A 16,945-nucleotide genomic window follows, 5' to 3' on the forward strand; every position below is an offset into this window, starting at 1 on the left:
CTCAGCCCATGCGGGGAGCCGCCGTGACCTCGACCATCGCCTTGCCTCTTGTGCATTCGGACACCGACCTGGTGGCCAGGTTCGCCGCCCAGCGCAAGGCATTTGCAGGCAATCCCATGCCGCCAGCGGCGCAACGCAGACAATGGCTGAAAAGCCTGCGCGAGGCCCTGCTGACGGATCAGCAACGGCTGATCGAGGCGATCGATACGGACTTTGCCGGCCGCAGCGCCGATGAAACCCTGCTGGCCGAGTTGCTGCCTTCGGTTCAGGGCATTCGCCATGCCGAGCACCACCTGCAGCGCTGGATGCGCCCTGCCAGGCGAACCGTGGGCCTGGCCTTCCAGCCTGCCAGCGCGCGCGTGCTGTATCAGCCGCTGGGCGTGGTGGGCATCATCGTGCCGTGGAACTACCCGCTGTTTCTCGCCATCGGCCCTTTGACCTGTGCATTGGCTGCGGGCAACCGGGTCATGCTCAAGCTCAGCGAGGCCACTCCTGCCACCGGTGAAGCACTTAAAGCCCTGCTTGCGCGGGTGTTTCCGGACGATCTGGTCAGCGTGGTACTGGGCGAAGTGGAAGTCGGCCAAGCGTTCGCCAGGCTGCCGTTCGATCACTTGCTGTTCACCGGGGCCACCAGCGTCGGCCGCCAAGTCATGCTGGCCGCGGCGCAAAACCTGACCCCGGTGACCCTGGAGCTGGGTGGTAAATCGCCGGTCATCGTTTCGACCAGCGTACCGCTGGACGCTGCCGCCGAGCGTATCGCCTTCGGCAAGACCCTCAACGCCGGCCAGACCTGCGTCGCTCCCGACTACGTGCTGGTGCCCCGCAATCGCCTGAACGCCTTCAGCGATGCCTACCGCAACGCCGTCCGCCGCCTCTACCCGCGCATCGCCGACAACCCCGACTACAGCGCCATCATCAACCCGAGGCAGCTTCAGCGCCTGCAGCACCTGCTGGACGACGCCCGAAGCAAAGGCGCGCAAGTCATCGACCTGTACCCGGATGAGCCCCGCCAGGGCCGGCGCCTGCCGCCGCAACTGTTGCTGGAGGTGAACGACGGCATGCAGGTGATGCAGGACGAAATCTTCGGCCCACTGCTCCCCGTGGTGCCCTACGACTGCCTCGACGGCGCCCTCGACTACATCAATCAGCGCCCACGCCCCCTGGCCCTGTATTACTTCGGTTACGACCGCGCCGAGCAAGAGCATGTGCTGCACAACAGCCACTCCGGCGGTGTTTGCCTCAATGACACGCTGCTGCATGTGGCCCAGGACGACCTGCCATTTGGCGGCATCGGCCCCTCGGGCATGGGCCATTACCACGGCCATGACGGTTTCCTGACCTTCAGCAAGGCCAAGGCAGTGTTGGCCAAGCAACGCCTGAATGCCGCCCGGTTGATCTACCCGCCGTATGGCAAGGCGTTGCAGCGCCTGGTCTACAAACTGTTCATCCGCTGAGGCCGGGCCATGCAGCGCCGCGATCTACTGCGTTTCAGCCTGGGTGCCAGTGTGTTTCTGGCCAGCGCCAGCCTGGTCGGCTGCAGCCCCCAGGCACCGGCGACTGGCTTTCATCAACTGCGTGATGACGACTTGCCACTGCTACAGGCTCTGATTCCGGTAGTCCTCGCCGGCACCTCGGCCAGCGACGCATTGGTGCTGCACAGCCTCGACGACAAACTGGCGGCGCTGTCCCCGGAAATGCTCAAGCTGACCCGGCAACTGTTCGACGTGCTCAGCCTGCCGCTGACTCGTGGCCCATTGACCGGGGTCTGGGGCGCCTGGGAACACGCCACCGCCGAGCAAGTGTCGGCGTTTCTGCAACGCTGGCAGGACAGCTCGCTGAACCTGCTGCGCATGGGCCATGCCTCGCTGCTGCAACTGCTGCAGATGGCCTGGTACGAGCGCCCGGAAAGCTGGGCCGCCTGCGGCTACCCCGGCCCGCCGAGAATCTGACCGACAACAACAAGAGCATCTTCAATGCCTGTCATCGACCCGTTTCGCCAAGGCCTCGAACGCGGCTGGATCACCCACGACGGCTCCCGCCTGGAACAGGACCTTAGCCTGCAAACCGACATTGCCGTGATCGGCAGCGGCGCGGGCGGCGCCACCAGCGCGCAGATACTCAGCGCCGCAGGCTACAAAGTGCTGCTGATCGAAGAAGGCCCGCTCAAGACCAGCAGCGACTTTCACCTGCTGGAAAACGAGGCCTACGCCAGCCTGTATCAGGAAGGCCTCGGCCGGATGAGCAAGGATGGCGCCATCACCATTCTCCAGGGCCGCGCAGTGGGAGGTACCACGCTGGTCAACTGGACGTCGAGTTTTCGCACACCTGAGCAGACCTTGGCGCACTGGGCTACGGCTCACAGCATCAAAGGCTTGAGCACTGAAGCCCTGCGCCCTTGGTTCGAGCGCATCGAGCAAGACCTGGGCATCAGCCCTTGGGCAGTCCCGCCAAACGCCAACAATGACGTACTGCGCCGCGGCTGCGAGCAGCTCGGTTACCGCTGGGCGGTGATCCCGCGCAATGTACGTGGCTGCTGGAACCTTGGCTATTGCGGCATGGGTTGCCCAGTCAACGCCAAGCAATCGATGCTGGTGACGCGCATTCCCGCCACGCTCGACCACGGCGGCGAGCTGCTTTACCTGGCCCGTGCCGAACGTTTCGCGCACAACGGCGAGCGCATCGAGCATTTGCAATGCCAGGCGCTGGATGCTCAGGGTATTCAGCCCAACGGCCGCAACATCACTGTTCGCGCCCGCCACTACATCCTCGCGGGCGGCGGAATCAATAGCCCCGCCCTATTGCTGCGCTCGAAGGCTCCCGACCCTCACGGGCGCCTGGGCGCGCGGACCTTCCTGCACCTGGTCAATTTCAGCGCGGCACGCTTCGAGGCACGTATCGACCCTTATTACGGCGCGCCACAGTCCATCTATAGCGACCATTTCCAATGGCAAGGCGGCGTCGGCGGCCCGGTCGGCTACAAACTGGAGGTGCCGCCGCTGCACCCGGCCCTGGCCAGCACGTTGCTCGGCGGTACGGGCGCCGACAACGCCCGGCGCATGGCCGAGCTGCCGCACACCCACGTCATGCTGGCGCTGCTGCGCGACGGCTTCCACCCTGAAAGCATTGGCGGGACGGTGCAATTGCGTGGCGATGGCTCGCCAGTGCTCGATTACCCGGTCACCGACTACCTGCGTGACGGCTTGCGCCGGGCTTTTCACAGCATGGCGCAGATCCAGTTCGCCGCCGGCGCCACTCAGGTTACGCCCGTGCACAGCGATGCCAGTGCCGCTACCACGCTGGCGCAGGCCCAGCACCTGATCGACGGTTTGCGTCTGGAGCCGTTTCGCACGCGCTTGGGCAGCGCCCACGTGATGGGCGGCTGCGCCATGGGTGAAGACCCGCGCCAAGCGGTGTGCGACAGTCTGGGCCGCCATCATCAGCTGGAAAATCTGTCGATTCACGACGGTTCGCTGTTCCCCACCAGCATCGGCGCCAACCCGCAGCTGTCGGTGTATGCCATCAGCGCCAAGCTCACCGACGCCCTGCTCGCCCGCCTGGCACACAGTGCATGACAACAAATGCCCGTGCTGTCTATAGTGCCATCAGCCCGCCGCATGACTTGGCCGGGCGCTAGCGCTGCGCTAACATCCGACTCCCCAACGCACTCCAGCCAGGATGACGCGATGAACCGAGTGTTGTACCCGGGTACTTTCGACCCCATTACCAAAGGCCATGGCGATTTGGTAGAGCGCGCCTCGCGGCTGTTCGACCACGTGATCATCGCGGTGGCCGCCAGCCCGAAGAAAAACCCCCTGTTCCCGCTGGAACAACGGGTAGCGCTGGCCCGTGAGGTCACCAAGCACCTGCCCAATGTCGAAGTCATCGGCTTCTCCTCGCTGCTGGCGCACTTCGCCAAGGAAAAGGGCGCCAACGTGTTTCTGCGTGGCCTGCGCGCGGTGTCCGACTTCGAATACGAATTCCAGCTGGCGAACATGAACCGGCAACTGGCGCCCGACGTCGAAAGCCTGTTCCTCACGCCGTCGGAGCGCTATTCGTTCATTTCCTCGACCCTGGTCCGGGAAATCGCAGCCCTGGGCGGCGACATCACCAAGTTCGTCCACCCCGTGGTGGCCGAGGCGCTGACCGAGCGTTTCAAGAAGTAAGCCCGCGCGCTGATTATCGCGCCCGCGTGCACTACGGGCGCGAATGCGGCACAATTGTGCCCATTGCGTTGAACATGCCCGGGCCATGAGCCCCGGCCGGAGCCCCCATGTCCCTGATCATCACCGACGATTGCATCAACTGCGACGTCTGCGAACCCGAGTGCCCGAACGAGGCCATCTCCCAAGGCGAAGAGATCTACGTGATCGACCCGAACCTGTGCACCCAGTGCGTCGGTCATTACGACGAGCCGCAGTGCCAGCAGGTCTGCCCGGTCGACTGCATCCCGCTGGATGAAGCGCACCCGGAAAGCGAAGAACAGCTAATGGCCAAGTACCGCCGGATCACCGGCAAGGACTGAAGGTCAGCGCTGGCAGCGCGGGCAGAACACGCTCGCCCGCTGCCCCAGCTTCACCTCGCGCAAGGCCGTGCCACACAGCTTGCACGGCTGCCCGCCTCGCCCGTACACGAACAATTCCTGCTGGAAGTAGCCCGGCTGCCCGTCACCGCCAATGAAATCACGCAAGGTGGTGCCGCCCTGCTCGATGGCTGCGGCCAGCACACGTTTGATTTCGATGGCCAGCTTCAGGTAGCGAGCCCGAGAAATGCCACCCGCCTCGCGGCGCGGGTCAATGCCGGCGGCAAACAACGCCTCGGTCGCGTAGATATTGCCTACCCCCACCACCACCGCGTTGTCCATGATGAACGGTTTGACCGCCATCGACCGCCCGCGCGACAGCTGGAACAGCCGCTCGCCATCGAACAGGTCGGTCAGCGGCTCTGGCCCAAGGCGCAGCAACAGTTCGTGGTTGAGCGGGTCAAGGCTCCAGAGCATGGCACCGAAGCGACGCGGGTCGGTGTAGCGCAGCATCAGCCCCGATTCCAGCTCGATATCGACGTGCTCATGCTTGGCCGCCGGTAGGCCCAGCTGCACCAGACGCAGGTTGCCCGACATGCCCAGATGACTGATCAAGGTGCCGACTTCGGCGTTGATCAACAAGTACTTGGCGCGCCGCTCGACAGTGACGATCCGCTGCCCGGACAAGCGCACATCCAGGTCCTCGGGGATCGGCCAGCGCAGGCGCCGGTCACGCACCACCACACGGCTGACGCGCTGGCCTTCCAGGTGCGGCGCGATACCGCGCCGGGTCGTTTCGACTTCGGGGAGTTCCGGCATGACTCAGTGCCCGCCCAGCTCGCGAATGTTCTGTTTGAGGTTCTCGAAGTCGTACTCCGACAAACCGATGTAGTCGAGTACCAGCGGGCCGACTGCCTGCCACTCGTGATCGATGCTCTGGTTGCCCAGTACCCGGTACGACGCGCAAATGTGTTCGGCCATCTTCAGTACCGCCAGGAGGTTTTTCAACTGGCTCTGGGCATTGCCCGACGATTCATCGCGAAACACCGCCAGAGCATTGTGGTGGTTGGCGATGGCCGCACTGATGTGCTCAGGCAGGCGCCAGGATTTGGCAGTGAAGTAGCCGACCACCGAATGGTTGGTGTTGAAGGCGCGGTTCTCGGTGTCGACCACGCGGGTTTCGGCATCGGCCTTGGCGTAGGCCTGTTCCAGCACGTCCATGTAATCGGGGAAACGCTTGAGCATCAGCGGTACGCCGCAGTCGTGGAACAACCCAAGCGTGTAGGCCTCGTCCGCAGACTGGATGCCGGTGCGCTTGGCCAGGGTCAGGCAGGTCATGGCCACGTCCTGGGCAGTGTCCCAGAAGCGGTTGAGGGTGACGATAGTCTCGTCGCTCATCTCGCCCTTGATCGACTGGGCGTTGATCAGGTTGATGATCGAACGGCTGCCCAGCAGGTTCACCGCACGCTGGATCGAGCCTATCTTGTTGGACAGGCCGAAGTGCGGTGAGTTGACCAGCTTGAGCAAGGCACCGGAGAGGCCTGGGTCCTGGGAAATCAGCTTGGCGATGGTTTCCAGGTCCGGGTCAGGCATGTACTGCTCGAACTGCAGGTCGACCATGATCTGCGGTTGCGGCGGAATGGTGATGCCTTGCAAGGCTTGCTGGATCTGTTCGGCGCTGAGTTCTTGGGACATGCGTGCACACTCGTTGAGGACGGCTGGATTCTAACCCAGTGATGGCGACGCAGTCCTCGTAGGAGCGGCTTTAGCCGCGAAGCAAGCGACGCGGTGGATGGCACCGGCTGCGCCGGTAATCGCGGCTGAAGTCGCTCCAACTGTCGAGCCTTGCACCGGTGGGAGGGCCAACGCGGTATACTCCCGCTCTTTTTTCCCGGAGCGACGTCATGTCCCTGCCCAGCCTTCGCCTCAAAGCCAATGCCGACCGCCGCCTGCGCGCCGGCCACCTGTGGGTCTACAGCAACGAAGTCGATGTCACCGCGACCCCGCTGCAGGGCTTCCAGGCCGGCCAACAGGCAGTTCTCGAGGCCGCCAATGGCAAGCCGCTGGGCATCGTGGCGCTGAGCCCGAACAACCTGATCTGCGCCCGCCTGCTGTCGCGCGACATCAAGCTGCCGCTGGACAAATCGCTGCTGGTGCACCGCCTCAACGTCGCCCTGTCGCTGCGCGAGCGCCTGTTCGACAAGCCGTGCTATCGCCTGGTCTACGGTGATTCCGACTTGCTGCCGGGCCTTGTGGTCGACCGTTTCTTCGACATCCTCGTGGTCCAACTGGCTTCGGCCACCATGGAGCTGCACAAGGATGACGTGATCGCCGCGCTGGTGCAGGTGCTCAAGCCAAGCGGCATCCTGTTCAAGAACGACTCCGCCGCGCGTGATGCCGAAGGCCTGCAGCGCTACGTCGAGACCGCCTACGGCGAAGTGCCAGACTGGGTTGCGCTGGAAGAAAACGGCGTGAAGTTCGAGGCACCGGTCCGCGAAGGTCAGAAAACCGGCTGGTTCTATGATCACCGCATGAACCGCGCACGCCTGGCACCCTACGTCAAAGGCAAGCGTGTGCTCGACCTGTTCAGCTACATCGGCGGCTGGGGCGTGCAGGCCGGCGCATTCGGCGCCAGCGAGGTGTTCTGCGTGGATGCCTCGGGCTTTGCTCTGGACGGCGTCGAGCGCAACGCCACGCTCAACGGCATCAGCGACAAGTTGACCTGCATCGAAGGCGACGTGTTCGAGGCGTTGCGCGAGTTGAAAGCTGCCGAAGAGCGCTTCGACGTGATCATTGCCGACCCACCCGCCTTCATCAAGCGTAAGAAAGACCTGAAAAACGGTGAAGCGGCTTACCGTCGCCTCAACGAACAGGCCATGCGCATGCTGACCAAGGACGGCATCCTGGTCAGCGCCTCGTGCTCGATGCACCTGCCCGAGGACGACCTGAACAACATCCTGCTGACCAGCGCCCGCCACCTGGACCGCAACCTGCAGATGCTGGAACGCGGCGGTCAGGGCCCGGACCACCCAGTGCACCCGGCCATCGCTGAAACCCGCTATATCAAGAGCATTACCTGCCGGTTGCTGCCCAACAGCTGATCGGGCGGTTACCAAAGCTGCGCCATTTCTGTGGGAGCGGGCTTGCCCCGCGAACACGGGCGAAGCACGTGCCATTTAGCGCGGTGCCTGCTTCGCGGGACTAGCCCGCTCCCACAGGGTATGTGCCGGGTCAGATACCCAGCACGTACGAAGCAATCCCGAAGTAGACCAGCACGCCTGCCGCATCGGCGATCGAGGTCACCAGCGGCCCGCTGGCAGTCGCCGGGTCGAGCTTGAGCTTGGTGAACATGAACGGCAGGCTCATGCCGATCAGGCTGCCCAGCAACACGATGATCAGCATGCTGCTGGCGACGATAATCGCAACATCCGCCCCACCTCGCAGTGCACCCAACGAGGCTACCGCCAGCGCCATGGTGCCGCCCAGCGCAAGAGCAACCCCGCATTCGCGCCCGAGCATGCGCAACCAGTCGCGCATCACCACCTCGCCCGTCGCCAGGCCCCGCACCATCAAGGTCGCCGACTGCGCCCCGGCATTGCCACCGCTGTCTACCAGCAACGGCAGGAAGAACACCAGCACGATGTGCGCGGCTATGGTTTCCTCGAACGCTGCGATTCCCGCACCCGAGAACAGGTTGCCGAACACCAGCAACACCAGCCACAGCACCCGCTTGCGATACAACAGGCTGACGGTGGCCTCTCTGAGGTTACCGATGTGGTTGGTGATGGATGCGCCTTTGTGGAAGTCTTCAGTGACATCCTGGGTGCTCAGGGGTGCGACTTTAGACTGCATGCATGCTGCACAGATTTGTTGCATAACGTTCTCCAGGCGCCAACGCGAGCGCCCGCAGACCTTGACTCAAGCCTTCGGAAGCCCTGGCGGCGGCGCGCTCAGTGCCAATTTGCAGGTTCTGTATGAACTGAAACTGGGAAGGTCCATTGAGTGTGTATCTCGTGAAACCGCACATGCGGCGGGCGGATCATAGTCACCTTGAGTCGGCAGGTCAGCCCCTGAAACGCTATTTGGGAAGCGTCCTACAAAGCACCAGCCATGCGGCGAAGCCACCGCCCAGACACATCTGCATTCCCTCGCCGCGCCAGCGGTGTAGAATCGGGCTATTCATCGCCAGTCATCCCCGGCGGGTTTATGAGCTCTGGTCGAGCACACGGCGATCCCGTGCTGTATTCGGCCCCATCCGTGCCAGTGGCAACCGGCCTGCGGCGCAAAGGACAAGAGAAGCTCACTCCCCTATTTGTGACCTGATTAAGCCGCCAGGAGTGCTTCATGCCTGATTATCGTTCCAAGACTTCCACCCACGGCCGCAACATGGCCGGCGCCCGTGCCCTGTGGCGCGCCACCGGCATGAAGGACGACGATTTCAAGAAACCGATTATCGCCATCGCCAACTCGTTCACCCAGTTCGTCCCGGGCCATGTGCACCTGAAGGACCTGGGCCAACTGGTCGCCCGCGAGATCGAACGCGCCGGTGGCGTGGCCAAAGAGTTCAACACCATTGCGGTCGACGACGGCATCGCCATGGGCCATGACGGCATGCTGTATTCCCTGCCGAGCCGCGAGATCATCGCCGACGCCGTGGAATACATGGTCAACGCCCACTGCGCCGACGCCATCGTGTGCATCTCCAACTGCGACAAGATCACCCCCGGCATGCTGATGGCTGCCCTGCGCCTGAACATCCCGGTGATCTTCGTCTCCGGCGGCCCGATGGAAGCTGGCAAGACCAAGCTCGCCAGCCACGGCCTGGACCTGGTCGACGCGATGGTCATCGCCGCCGACTCTTCGGCCTCCGACGAGAAAGTCGCCGAATACGAGCGCAGCGCCTGCCCGACCTGTGGTTCCTGCTCCGGCATGTTCACCGCCAACTCGATGAACTGCCTGACCGAAGCGCTGGGCCTGGCCCTGCCGGGCAACGGTTCGACCCTGGCCACCCACGCCGACCGCGAGCAGCTGTTCCTCACCGCTGGCCGCACCATCGTCGAGCTGTGCAAGCGCTACTACGGCGAAAACGATGAGTCGGTACTGCCGCGCAGCATCGCCAACTTCAAGGCGTTCGAGAACGCCATGATGCTCGACATCGCCATGGGCGGCTCGACCAACACCATCCTGCACCTGCTGGCGGCAGCCCAGGAAGGCGAAGTGGCGTTCGACCTGCGTGACATCGACCGCCTGTCGCGCAAAGTGCCGCAGCTGTGCAAGGTGGCGCCGAACATCCAGAAGTACCACATGGAAGACGTGCACCGCGCTGGCGGCATTTTCAGCATCCTCGGTTCGCTGGCCCGTGGCGGCCTGCTGCACACCGACCTGCCGACCGTGCACAGCGCCAGCATGGAAGAAGCCATCGCCAAATGGGACATTACCCAGACCGATGACGAAGCCGTGCACACCTTCTTCAAGGCAGGCCCTGCCGGTATCCCGACGCAGACCGCTTTCAGTCAGTCGACCCGTTGGGAAACCCTCGACGACGACCGTGAAAACGGCTGCATCCGCAGCTTCGAGCACGCCTACTCGCAAGAGGGTGGCCTGGCTGTGCTGTACGGCAACATCGCCCTCGATGGCTGCGTGGTGAAAACCGCCGGTGTCGATGAGTCGATTCACGTGTTCGAAGGTAACGCGAAGATCTTCGAAAGCCAGGACAGCGCCGTACGCGGCATCCTCGCCGACGAAGTCAAAGCCGGCGACATCGTCATCATCCGTTACGAAGGCCCGAAAGGCGGCCCGGGCATGCAAGAGATGCTCTACCCGACTTCGTACCTGAAATCCAAAGGCCTGGGCAAAGCCTGCGCCCTGCTCACCGACGGCCGCTTCTCGGGCGGTACCTCCGGCCTGTCGATCGGCCACGCCTCGCCGGAGGCCGCTGCCGGCGGCGCCATCGGCCTGGTGCGTGACGGCGACAAGGTACTGATCGACATCCCCAACCGTTCGATCAACCTGCTGGTCAGCGACGAAGAGCTGGCCGCGCGTCGTGTCGAGCAGGACAAGAAGGGCTGGAAGCCGGTCGAAGTCCGCCCACGCAAGGTGACCACTGCGCTGAAGGCTTACGCCCTGCTGGCGACCAGTGCCGACAAAGGCGCTGTGCGCAACAAGGAAATGCTGGAAGGGCTGTGAGGCCTTGACGGTGTGAATGTAAAACCGGCGCCTTGAGCGCCGGTTTTTTTTCAGCCAAGGAACACCTGAGGATTGACCCCAAAACGTTCGGCCAACGCCCGGATATGACGGACGTTGAGCTTCCGTTTGCCCGAAAGCAGCTGAGAGACGGTTGACTGGCTACCAATCTCCGGCAGATCACGCTGACTCACCCCGTGCTCCGCCATCAGAGAGCGCAGCACCTCGACACCTGAGGCATCAGGAATCGGAAAGTGCTTTTGATCGTAGTCGCTGATCAGGTTGGCGATGACGTACACCATGCTTTCCAGCGGATGGCCTTGATCGTAACCGGTGATTTCCTGAAGTTCGTCAAGAGCCTCGACCAGAACATCATAAGAGGCCTCGTCCTTGGGTGGTGTCAGCAGGGGCGCGACGAAAGACCAGTGGTCGACGGCGCGTTGTACGAGTGCATTCATCTTCAATCCTTCCACTTGTCTTTGTCATATTCGCCGTGGCTAAGCACATGCTTTATGTAGACCTGCTGAGTACCATTTGGCCGAAGCCCCTCTTGTGGGTTACCACACGCATGCAAGCTCCTTGATTCGTTTTTGTAATATTCACGAGACTTACGTCGATTCACAGTGATTGCAAATCCGAATTTTAAGTGCCGCCCATCCCTCTTATTCCTAAATCACCTAAGCAAATTACTTTTAGATATAAATTCGTTTCTTTTCAGCCTGTTAGCATTTCCGTTCGCAATCGCTCATAGAGGCGATGCTTCTTCTGCTTTTTCCTGGAGCTTCAATGAACCTGCCGCTGTCTCTCAACCTGCTGGCGTTCCTGGCCCTGCTGCTGGGCCTGGCGCAAACCCGCCGTACCGACTGGAGCCTGGCCAAGAAGGTCCTGCTCGGCTTGGCATTGGGCGTAGGTTTCGGCCTGGTGCTGCACACCATCTACGGTGCAGGCCACCCGGTGCTCAAAGCCACCATTGGCTGGCTTGACCTGGTCGGCAATGGCTACGTTGGCCTGTTGCAAATGATCGTCATGCCGCTGATCTTCGCCTCGATCCTCAGCGCCGTGGCACGCCTGCATAACGCTTCTTCGCTTGGCCGCATCAGCGTGCTGAGCATCGGTACGCTGCTGCTGACCACCGCCATCGCTGCGCTTATCGGCATCGTTCTGACCAACCTGTTCGGCCTCAGCGCCGAGGGTTTGGTCGCCGGTGTCCAGGAAAGCGCGCGCATGCAGGTCATCCACAGCGATTACGCGGGCAAGGTCGCCGATCTCAATATCCCGCAATTGCTGCTGTCGTTCATCCCCAGCAACCCGGTGGGTGACCTGGCACGGGCCAAGCCGACCTCGATCATCAGCGTGGTGATTTTCGCCGTGTTCGTCGGGCTGGCTGCTTTGCAGCTGATCAAGGACGATACCGAAAAAGGCCAGCGGGCCCTGTCGGCCATCGACACCTTGCAAGCCTGGGTGATGCGCCTGGTACGCGTGGTGATGAAGCTCACCCCGTACGGTGTGTTGGCGTTGATGACCAAGGTCGTGGCCAGCTCCAATATGGATGACATCCTCAAGCTGGGCAGCTTCGTGGTGGTGTCGTACATCGGCCTGGGCCTGATGTTCGTGGTGCACGGCATCATCCTCGCCGCCACCGGCGTCAGTCCGCTGCGCTTTTTCCGCAAAGTTTGGCCGGTGCTGACCTTCGCCTTCACCAGCCGCTCCAGCGCCGCCAGCATCCCGCTGAACATCGAAGCGCAGACCCGCCGCCTGGGCGTGCCGCAGTCGATCGCCAGCTTCAGCGCCTCGTTCGGCACCACCATCGGCCAGAACGGCTGCGCGGGCCTGTACCCGGCAATGCTCGCGGTGATGGTGGCCCCGGCCGTGGGCATCGATACCTTCGACCCGCTGTGGATCGCGACCCTGGTGGCCATCGTCACCCTGAGTTCGGCAGGCGTTGCCGGCGTGGGCGGTGGTGCAACTTTCGCCGCATTGATCGTGCTACCGGCCATGGGCTTGCCGGTGGAGCTGGTGGCGCTACTGATTTCGGTCGAGCCCCTGATCGACATGGGCCGCACCGCGTTGAACGTGAACGGCTCGATGACGGCGGGCGTAGTAACCAGTCAGTTGCTCAAAGAGACTGACAAGGATGTGCTGGCCGGCGATGAGCATGCCGAACTGAGCCATTCCTGAGTGAAGTGGGGCTGCAGGCAGCCCCACTCAATCCATCAGTAACTGGCCCGCAGCGTCAATGTGAGGTTGCGTGGGTCACCATAGAAGTTCGAGCCCCAGGCACTGTCTACCCGCTCGTAGTACTTGCGGTCGAACAGGTTGTTAGCGGTAAGCGTGCTCGACAGGTGCTTGTTGAAGCGGTAACCCACCTGCGCCGTGGCCACGCTGTAGCCGCCCTGAACAAAGTCGACGTCACGCTTGTAGTAGGTTTCGCTGACCACCCGCACCCCGCCGCCCACGTTGAAGCCCGTCAGCGGCCCGTCGCTGAACGCGTAGCGCGTCCACAGGTTGAAGTTGTGCTTGGGCGTGATGCTGATGCCCTGGTAGTTCTCATCGCTCATCGACTTCAGCATCGTGAAGGCGTAGCCGGTGCTGATGCTCCAGTTGTCGGTCAGGTTGCCGGAAAGCTCGGTCTCCCAACCCTGACTGCGCACCTTGGCTTGCGCTTCGTAATAGGCCGTCTGGCTGACTGACTCCGCACGGTTTTCGTCGTAGATCCGGAACAACGCCACGCTGCCGTTCAGCCGGCCGTCGAGAAACTCACGCTTCAAGCCCAGCTCGTATTGCTTGCCTTTGCGCGGGTCGATGGGTTGACCGCCTGCATCGACCTCCGTCTGCGGCTTGAAGATGCTGGTGTAGCTGGCATAGGCCGAAAGCTCCGGAGTGAGCTTGGCCACCAGTGCCGCGTAGGGGATCACCTTGCGGTCGATGTTGGTGTCGGTATTGGAGAAGTCGTCGAAGAACGGGTTGGCGTTGCGCGCCTCGCTGTCGAACCAGGTCACCCGGCTGCCGAGGATCACGTCCAGCCAGTCGGTCGCGCTGATCTTGGTGCGGGCGTAGACCCCGTACTGGTGCGACTTCGACCAGTTGCCGTTGACCATTTCGTAGTCGCGCTTGGGGATATCGATACTGCCAGGGTCGAACACGTTGATATCGAAGTACTCCCCACCGCCGTAGGTGAATTCCTTGTCCAGGTGCTGATATTTAGCACCCAGGGTGAATTCGTGCGTGCGCCCAAACGCCTCCACCGGCAAAGTGACGAAGCTGTCCAGGCCCAGGGTCTTGATGTGCGTGTAGTAGGCATAGGCGACCGCGGAGCTGGCGCCGGTTTCCGGGTCCACCGCGCCGTCGCTCCAGGTAAAGTTGCGTGTGGGCGTTTCGGCATCGCGGTAGGTCAGCGAGGTCTTGAACTGGCCGCCGTTGTCCAGCGCATGGTCGACTTCGAAAAAAGTTTCCCACAAGCGCTCGTCCAGCTCGTTCCACTTGGCGTCGACGAAGGTCGAGCGGCTGACATCGAGCAGCTTGCCACTGGCGTAGGCCGGCAAGCCGAAAGCCGGGGTGGAGTTGTTGCGCTGGTAAGTGCCGCCCAGCGACAGCGTGGTGGCTGGCGAAAGGTCATATTCCAGCCGCCCATAGACCATCGGCCGCTCGTTCTGCGCGTAATCGACGAACGACTGGTTGTTCTCGTAGGCGGTGACGAATCGCCCGCGCAGGCTGCCGTCATCGTTCAGCGGGCCGGTGACATCGACGCTGGAGTGATAACGGTCATAGCTGCCGGCAGACAGTTCGCCTCCCAAGGCAAACTGCCCCAATGCACGTTTACGCACCAGGTTGATGGTGCCACCGGGTTCACCCGCGCCCTGGTACAGCCCGGAAGGGCCACGCAATACTTCGACCCGGTCGAACATCGCCAGGTCGAAGCTGGTGGCCATGTCGCCCTGGCCGGTGCGCTGGGAAACGCCGTCGATCTGCACCTGGTCAACCAGGAACCCACGCATGTAAACGTCGTTCAGGTTGGAGCCGGCGTTGTAGGTTTTGATGGTCGCGCCGGTCACCTGACGCATGGCGTCCTGCAGGCTGTTCATGTTCTGGTCGTCTAGGCGCTGGCGGGTGACCACCGAGACCGATTGGGGAATATCCTTGAGCTTCTGCTCACCCTTGCCGATGGTCAGAGCGCCGCTGGTGTATGACCCACTGCCCTCGGTGGTCGCGCCCAGCAGCTTGCTGTCGATCTTGGTCGCACCCAGTTGCAGCGAGCTGTCACCGGCAGCGCGTGGGCGCTCCAGGGTCACGCTGTCGCCATCGATATAGGCGGGACTCAGCCCGGTACCACCGAGCAGGCGAGCCAGCGCCTGGTCTTGTGGATAACTGCCACTCACCCCTGGCGAGCTGAGCCCACGGGTGAACTCGCCAGGCACCAGCACCTGTACGCGCGTAACTGCACTGAAGGCGGCCAGCGCCGCGTCCAGCGACTGTGCCGGAATATCGAAGCGGTAGACCTGTGCCTGGGTGGCCGCAAAGGCTGGCAGTGGCATGGCCTGAATGCCGCAGCCAAGCGCAATGGCAAGGCCCAGCGCGGTGCGAGTGGCGGTAGTCTGCATGGGTGAAGCTCCCCCGAAATCATCCAAGTGAACGGCGGCGCGGCACTGTCTGAGAGTGCTTATTATTTGCGCCTACCCCATCAAGGACGACGACCTGCAGATAAACCCCGAAACTTTCTGAAAGTTTTTTCGCTCAGCCTTCGCGCAGCACGCGCAAATAGGGCGTGTACTGGTCGGCACGCAGGCCCAGCGTGTGGGTCAGGGCCTTCAGCACAGCCTGTGGCTTGTCGATGTCGAATACCCCCGAGACCTTGCGCTGGCGCAGCTTATCGCCCAGCAACAGTGTCTGGCCCGGCCAGTAGCGGTTCAACTCGGCGACCACATCCGCCAGGGGCTGCTGGCTGAACACCAGTTGCCGCTGGCGCCAGGCAAATGCGCTGGCCGGTTCGAACGGGTGGGTGGCGGCCAACGTGCCTGCCGCGTAATCGACCGCTTGCCCTGGGGTGAGGAAGGCGCTGGCGGCGCCTGAACTGACTTCGACTTTGCCCTCGTCGACCTTCACCCGCGTTTGTCGATCATCCTGGGCAACACTGAAACGGGTACCGACGACGCGCACCCAGCCCTCACCGGAGTGCACCACGAACGGCCGGGCCGGGTCGCGGCTAACCTCGAACCAGGCCTCGCCGCGCAGCAACCTGACCCGCCGCTCGTCTTGCGCCAGATCTACCTGCACAGCGGTGTCGGTATTGAGCTGCAACCGCGAGCCGTCACCAAGCTGGATGCTGCGGGACTCGCCGGTCGCCGTGGCATAGTCGGCTCGCCAGCGGTCAAGCCACGGCGTCTGGCCAATCAGCAGCCCCAGCAACAGCAGCGCCGCGACAGCCCGCGCCGCCAGCGGCCACGTACGGCGCGCCGGTCTGCGCCACTGTGCACGCTGCTGCTCGCGCAGTTGCCTGGCGGGCGCTTGCAGAGCGCCCAGCAGGACGACCACCTCGTCCCAGGCCTGCACCCGCTCCGGCCCCTGGCCTTTCCAGGCGGCGAACGCCTCATGCTCTTCAGGCGTGGCGTCATCCGCCTGCAGGCGGTAATACCAGGCCGTCGCTTCGGCGAACAACTGCTCGCTGTCGGGCATTTCGCTCATCGGGGTTTTCGCATTCTCTGAATCGAAGCTCATGGCCGTGGCATCCGCGCAGGGGCAGCAAGTTGCGCCTTGATGAAGGCACGGCAGTCGAGCAGCGCTCGGCGCAGCTGGTATTCGACGCTGCGCGCGGTGATGTTCATGCGCTCACCGATTTCCCGGTAGCTGCAGCCGTCGACATGATAAAGCAGGAAGATATGCCGGGTCGCCTCGGGCAAGGCTTGAATCGCCGCCTGCATCAGCGCCTGTTGCTGCAGGTCGGCCAACTGGTCTTCGGCGGCGGGCGCGTCACTGGCCAACTCGTCGCTCGGCTCGCCGCCTTCAAGGCGCTCGCGGCGGATGGCCTGGCGCTGGTGGTCACGCACCAGGTTGCTGGCGATGGTGAAGAGGAAGGCCGGGAGGTTGTCGATCTGCTTGTCGGCCGGCAACCGCGCCAGGCGCAGGAACGACTCCTGAGTCAGGTCAGCGGCCACCTGGGCATTGCCCGTACGCCTGGCGACAAAGGCTTCCAGCGCCTTCTTGTGCTCGGTGAACAGCCGGGCGATCTGCTTGTTCCATGAAGACACG

15 protein-coding genes are annotated in these 16,945 nt (G+C 63.0%); 8 read left to right on the plus strand and 7 right to left on the minus strand.

What is annotated here, in order from left to right; all coding sequences use genetic code 11:
- The first annotated feature begins 23 nt into the window (after positions 1-23).
- From ACZ6YA_RS14115 to ACZ6YA_RS14135, 5 genes are all read left to right on the plus strand, one after another.
- Positions 24-1,454, plus strand: a complete 1,431-nt coding sequence (locus tag ACZ6YA_RS14115; protein ID WP_465897858.1) for a coniferyl aldehyde dehydrogenase — start codon at positions 24-26, stop codon at positions 1,452-1,454.
- A 9-nt stretch (positions 1,455-1,463) separates the two neighbouring features.
- Positions 1,464-1,949 carry a twin-arginine translocation pathway signal protein gene (locus tag ACZ6YA_RS14120; RefSeq protein WP_465897738.1) on the plus strand — a complete coding sequence of 162 codons (486 nt, stop codon included), beginning with the start codon at positions 1,464-1,466 and terminating at the stop codon, positions 1,947-1,949.
- Between the two features lie 24 nt (positions 1,950-1,973).
- The gene (locus ACZ6YA_RS14125; protein WP_465897739.1) at positions 1,974-3,572 is read left to right on the plus strand and encodes a GMC family oxidoreductase; all 1,599 of its coding nucleotides are present in this window, start codon (positions 1,974-1,976) and stop codon (positions 3,570-3,572) included.
- Positions 3,573-3,683: 111 nt separating this feature from the next.
- On the plus strand, positions 3,684-4,163 hold the full coding sequence (gene coaD / locus ACZ6YA_RS14130) for a pantetheine-phosphate adenylyltransferase (protein WP_209863951.1): 480 nt from the start codon (positions 3,684-3,686) through the stop codon (positions 4,161-4,163).
- A gap of 107 nt (positions 4,164-4,270) precedes the next feature.
- Positions 4,271-4,522: a YfhL family 4Fe-4S dicluster ferredoxin gene (locus tag ACZ6YA_RS14135; protein WP_016502084.1), complete on the plus strand. Its 252-nt coding sequence runs from the start codon at positions 4,271-4,273 to the stop codon at positions 4,520-4,522.
- Positions 4,523-4,525: 3 nt separating this feature from the next.
- Here ACZ6YA_RS14135 and mutM read toward each other — a convergent pair whose 3' ends face one another.
- Together mutM and ACZ6YA_RS14145 are read right to left on the minus strand one after the other, a co-directional pair.
- On the minus strand, positions 4,526-5,338 hold the full coding sequence (gene mutM / locus ACZ6YA_RS14140) for a bifunctional DNA-formamidopyrimidine glycosylase/DNA-(apurinic or apyrimidinic site) lyase (protein WP_465897740.1): 813 nt from the start codon (positions 5,336-5,338) through the stop codon (positions 4,526-4,528).
- A gap of 3 nt (positions 5,339-5,341) precedes the next feature.
- Positions 5,342-6,160: an HDOD domain-containing protein gene (locus ACZ6YA_RS14145; protein ID WP_465897859.1), complete on the minus strand. Its 819-nt coding sequence runs from the start codon at positions 6,158-6,160 to the stop codon at positions 5,342-5,344.
- A 263-nt stretch (positions 6,161-6,423) separates the two neighbouring features.
- On the opposite strand from ACZ6YA_RS14145, the gene ACZ6YA_RS14150 reads away from it, so the two are divergent.
- Positions 6,424-7,620, plus strand: coding sequence for a class I SAM-dependent rRNA methyltransferase (locus ACZ6YA_RS14150; RefSeq protein WP_465897742.1), 1,197 nt, complete (start codon positions 6,424-6,426; stop codon positions 7,618-7,620).
- 130 nt (positions 7,621-7,750) lie between these two features.
- Here ACZ6YA_RS14150 and ACZ6YA_RS14155 read toward each other — a convergent pair whose 3' ends face one another.
- Positions 7,751-8,395 (minus strand): magnesium transporter, encoded by a 645-nt coding sequence (locus ACZ6YA_RS14155; protein WP_465897743.1) that lies wholly within the window; start codon positions 8,393-8,395, stop codon positions 7,751-7,753.
- Between the two features lie 468 nt (positions 8,396-8,863).
- Between ACZ6YA_RS14155 and ilvD the strand changes: the two genes are divergently transcribed.
- Positions 8,864-10,705 (plus strand): dihydroxy-acid dehydratase, encoded by a 1,842-nt coding sequence (gene ilvD, locus ACZ6YA_RS14160; protein WP_465897744.1) that lies wholly within the window; start codon positions 8,864-8,866, stop codon positions 10,703-10,705.
- A gap of 50 nt (positions 10,706-10,755) precedes the next feature.
- Here the strand turns inward: ilvD and ACZ6YA_RS14165 are convergent, their stop codons facing one another.
- Positions 10,756-11,160, minus strand: a complete 405-nt coding sequence (locus tag ACZ6YA_RS14165; RefSeq protein ID WP_465897745.1) for a helix-turn-helix domain-containing protein — start codon at positions 11,158-11,160, stop codon at positions 10,756-10,758.
- A 328-nt stretch (positions 11,161-11,488) separates the two neighbouring features.
- Here ACZ6YA_RS14165 and ACZ6YA_RS14170 point away from each other — a divergent pair, with 328 nt between their 5' ends.
- Complete coding sequence (locus ACZ6YA_RS14170) at positions 11,489-12,880, plus strand: L-cystine transporter (RefSeq protein WP_465897746.1); 1,392 nt, start codon at positions 11,489-11,491, stop codon at positions 12,878-12,880.
- A gap of 35 nt (positions 12,881-12,915) precedes the next feature.
- Here ACZ6YA_RS14170 and ACZ6YA_RS14175 read toward each other — a convergent pair whose 3' ends face one another.
- From ACZ6YA_RS14175 to ACZ6YA_RS14185, 3 genes are all read right to left on the minus strand, one after another.
- Positions 12,916-15,300 carry a TonB-dependent siderophore receptor gene (locus ACZ6YA_RS14175; protein ID WP_465897747.1) on the minus strand — a complete coding sequence of 795 codons (2,385 nt, stop codon included), beginning with the start codon at positions 15,298-15,300 and terminating at the stop codon, positions 12,916-12,918.
- 133 nt (positions 15,301-15,433) lie between these two features.
- On the minus strand, positions 15,434-16,414 hold the full coding sequence (locus ACZ6YA_RS14180; protein ID WP_465897749.1) for a FecR family protein: 981 nt from the start codon (positions 16,412-16,414) through the stop codon (positions 15,434-15,436).
- Positions 16,411-16,944, minus strand: a complete 534-nt coding sequence (locus ACZ6YA_RS14185) for an RNA polymerase sigma factor (RefSeq protein WP_465897750.1) — start codon at positions 16,942-16,944, stop codon at positions 16,411-16,413. Before ACZ6YA_RS14185 ends, ACZ6YA_RS14180 begins: the two co-directional genes overlap by 4 nt.
- Position 16,945: the final 1 nt, after the last annotated feature.

The organism is Pseudomonas sp. NPDC090752 (assembly GCF_055584805.1).

Excerpts from the sequence above, each read along its gene's own strand:
- ACZ6YA_RS14120 (WP_465897738.1), top strand. The coding sequence starts at position 1,464 with ATGCAGCGCCGCGATCTACTGCGTTTCAGCCTGGGTGCCAGTGTGTTT.
- ACZ6YA_RS14125 (WP_465897739.1), top strand. The coding sequence starts at position 1,974 with ATGCCTGTCATCGACCCGTTTCGCCAAGGCCTCGAACGCGGCTGGATC.
- coaD (WP_209863951.1), top strand. The coding sequence starts at position 3,684 with ATGAACCGAGTGTTGTACCCGGGTACTTTCGACCCCATTACCAAAGGC.
- ACZ6YA_RS14135 (WP_016502084.1), top strand. The coding sequence starts at position 4,271 with ATGTCCCTGATCATCACCGACGATTGCATCAACTGCGACGTCTGCGAA.
- mutM (WP_465897740.1), bottom strand. The coding sequence starts at position 5,338 with ATGCCGGAACTCCCCGAAGTCGAAACGACCCGGCGCGGTATCGCGCCG.
- ACZ6YA_RS14150 (WP_465897742.1), top strand. The coding sequence starts at position 6,424 with ATGTCCCTGCCCAGCCTTCGCCTCAAAGCCAATGCCGACCGCCGCCTG.
- ACZ6YA_RS14155 (WP_465897743.1), bottom strand. The coding sequence starts at position 8,395 with ATGCAACAAATCTGTGCAGCATGCATGCAGTCTAAAGTCGCACCCCTG.
- ilvD (WP_465897744.1), top strand. The coding sequence starts at position 8,864 with ATGCCTGATTATCGTTCCAAGACTTCCACCCACGGCCGCAACATGGCC.
- ACZ6YA_RS14165 (WP_465897745.1), bottom strand. The coding sequence starts at position 11,160 with ATGAATGCACTCGTACAACGCGCCGTCGACCACTGGTCTTTCGTCGCG.
- ACZ6YA_RS14170 (WP_465897746.1), top strand. The coding sequence starts at position 11,489 with ATGAACCTGCCGCTGTCTCTCAACCTGCTGGCGTTCCTGGCCCTGCTG.
- ACZ6YA_RS14175 (WP_465897747.1), bottom strand. The coding sequence starts at position 15,300 with ATGCAGACTACCGCCACTCGCACCGCGCTGGGCCTTGCCATTGCGCTT.
- ACZ6YA_RS14180 (WP_465897749.1), bottom strand. The coding sequence starts at position 16,414 with ATGAGCTTCGATTCAGAGAATGCGAAAACCCCGATGAGCGAAATGCCC.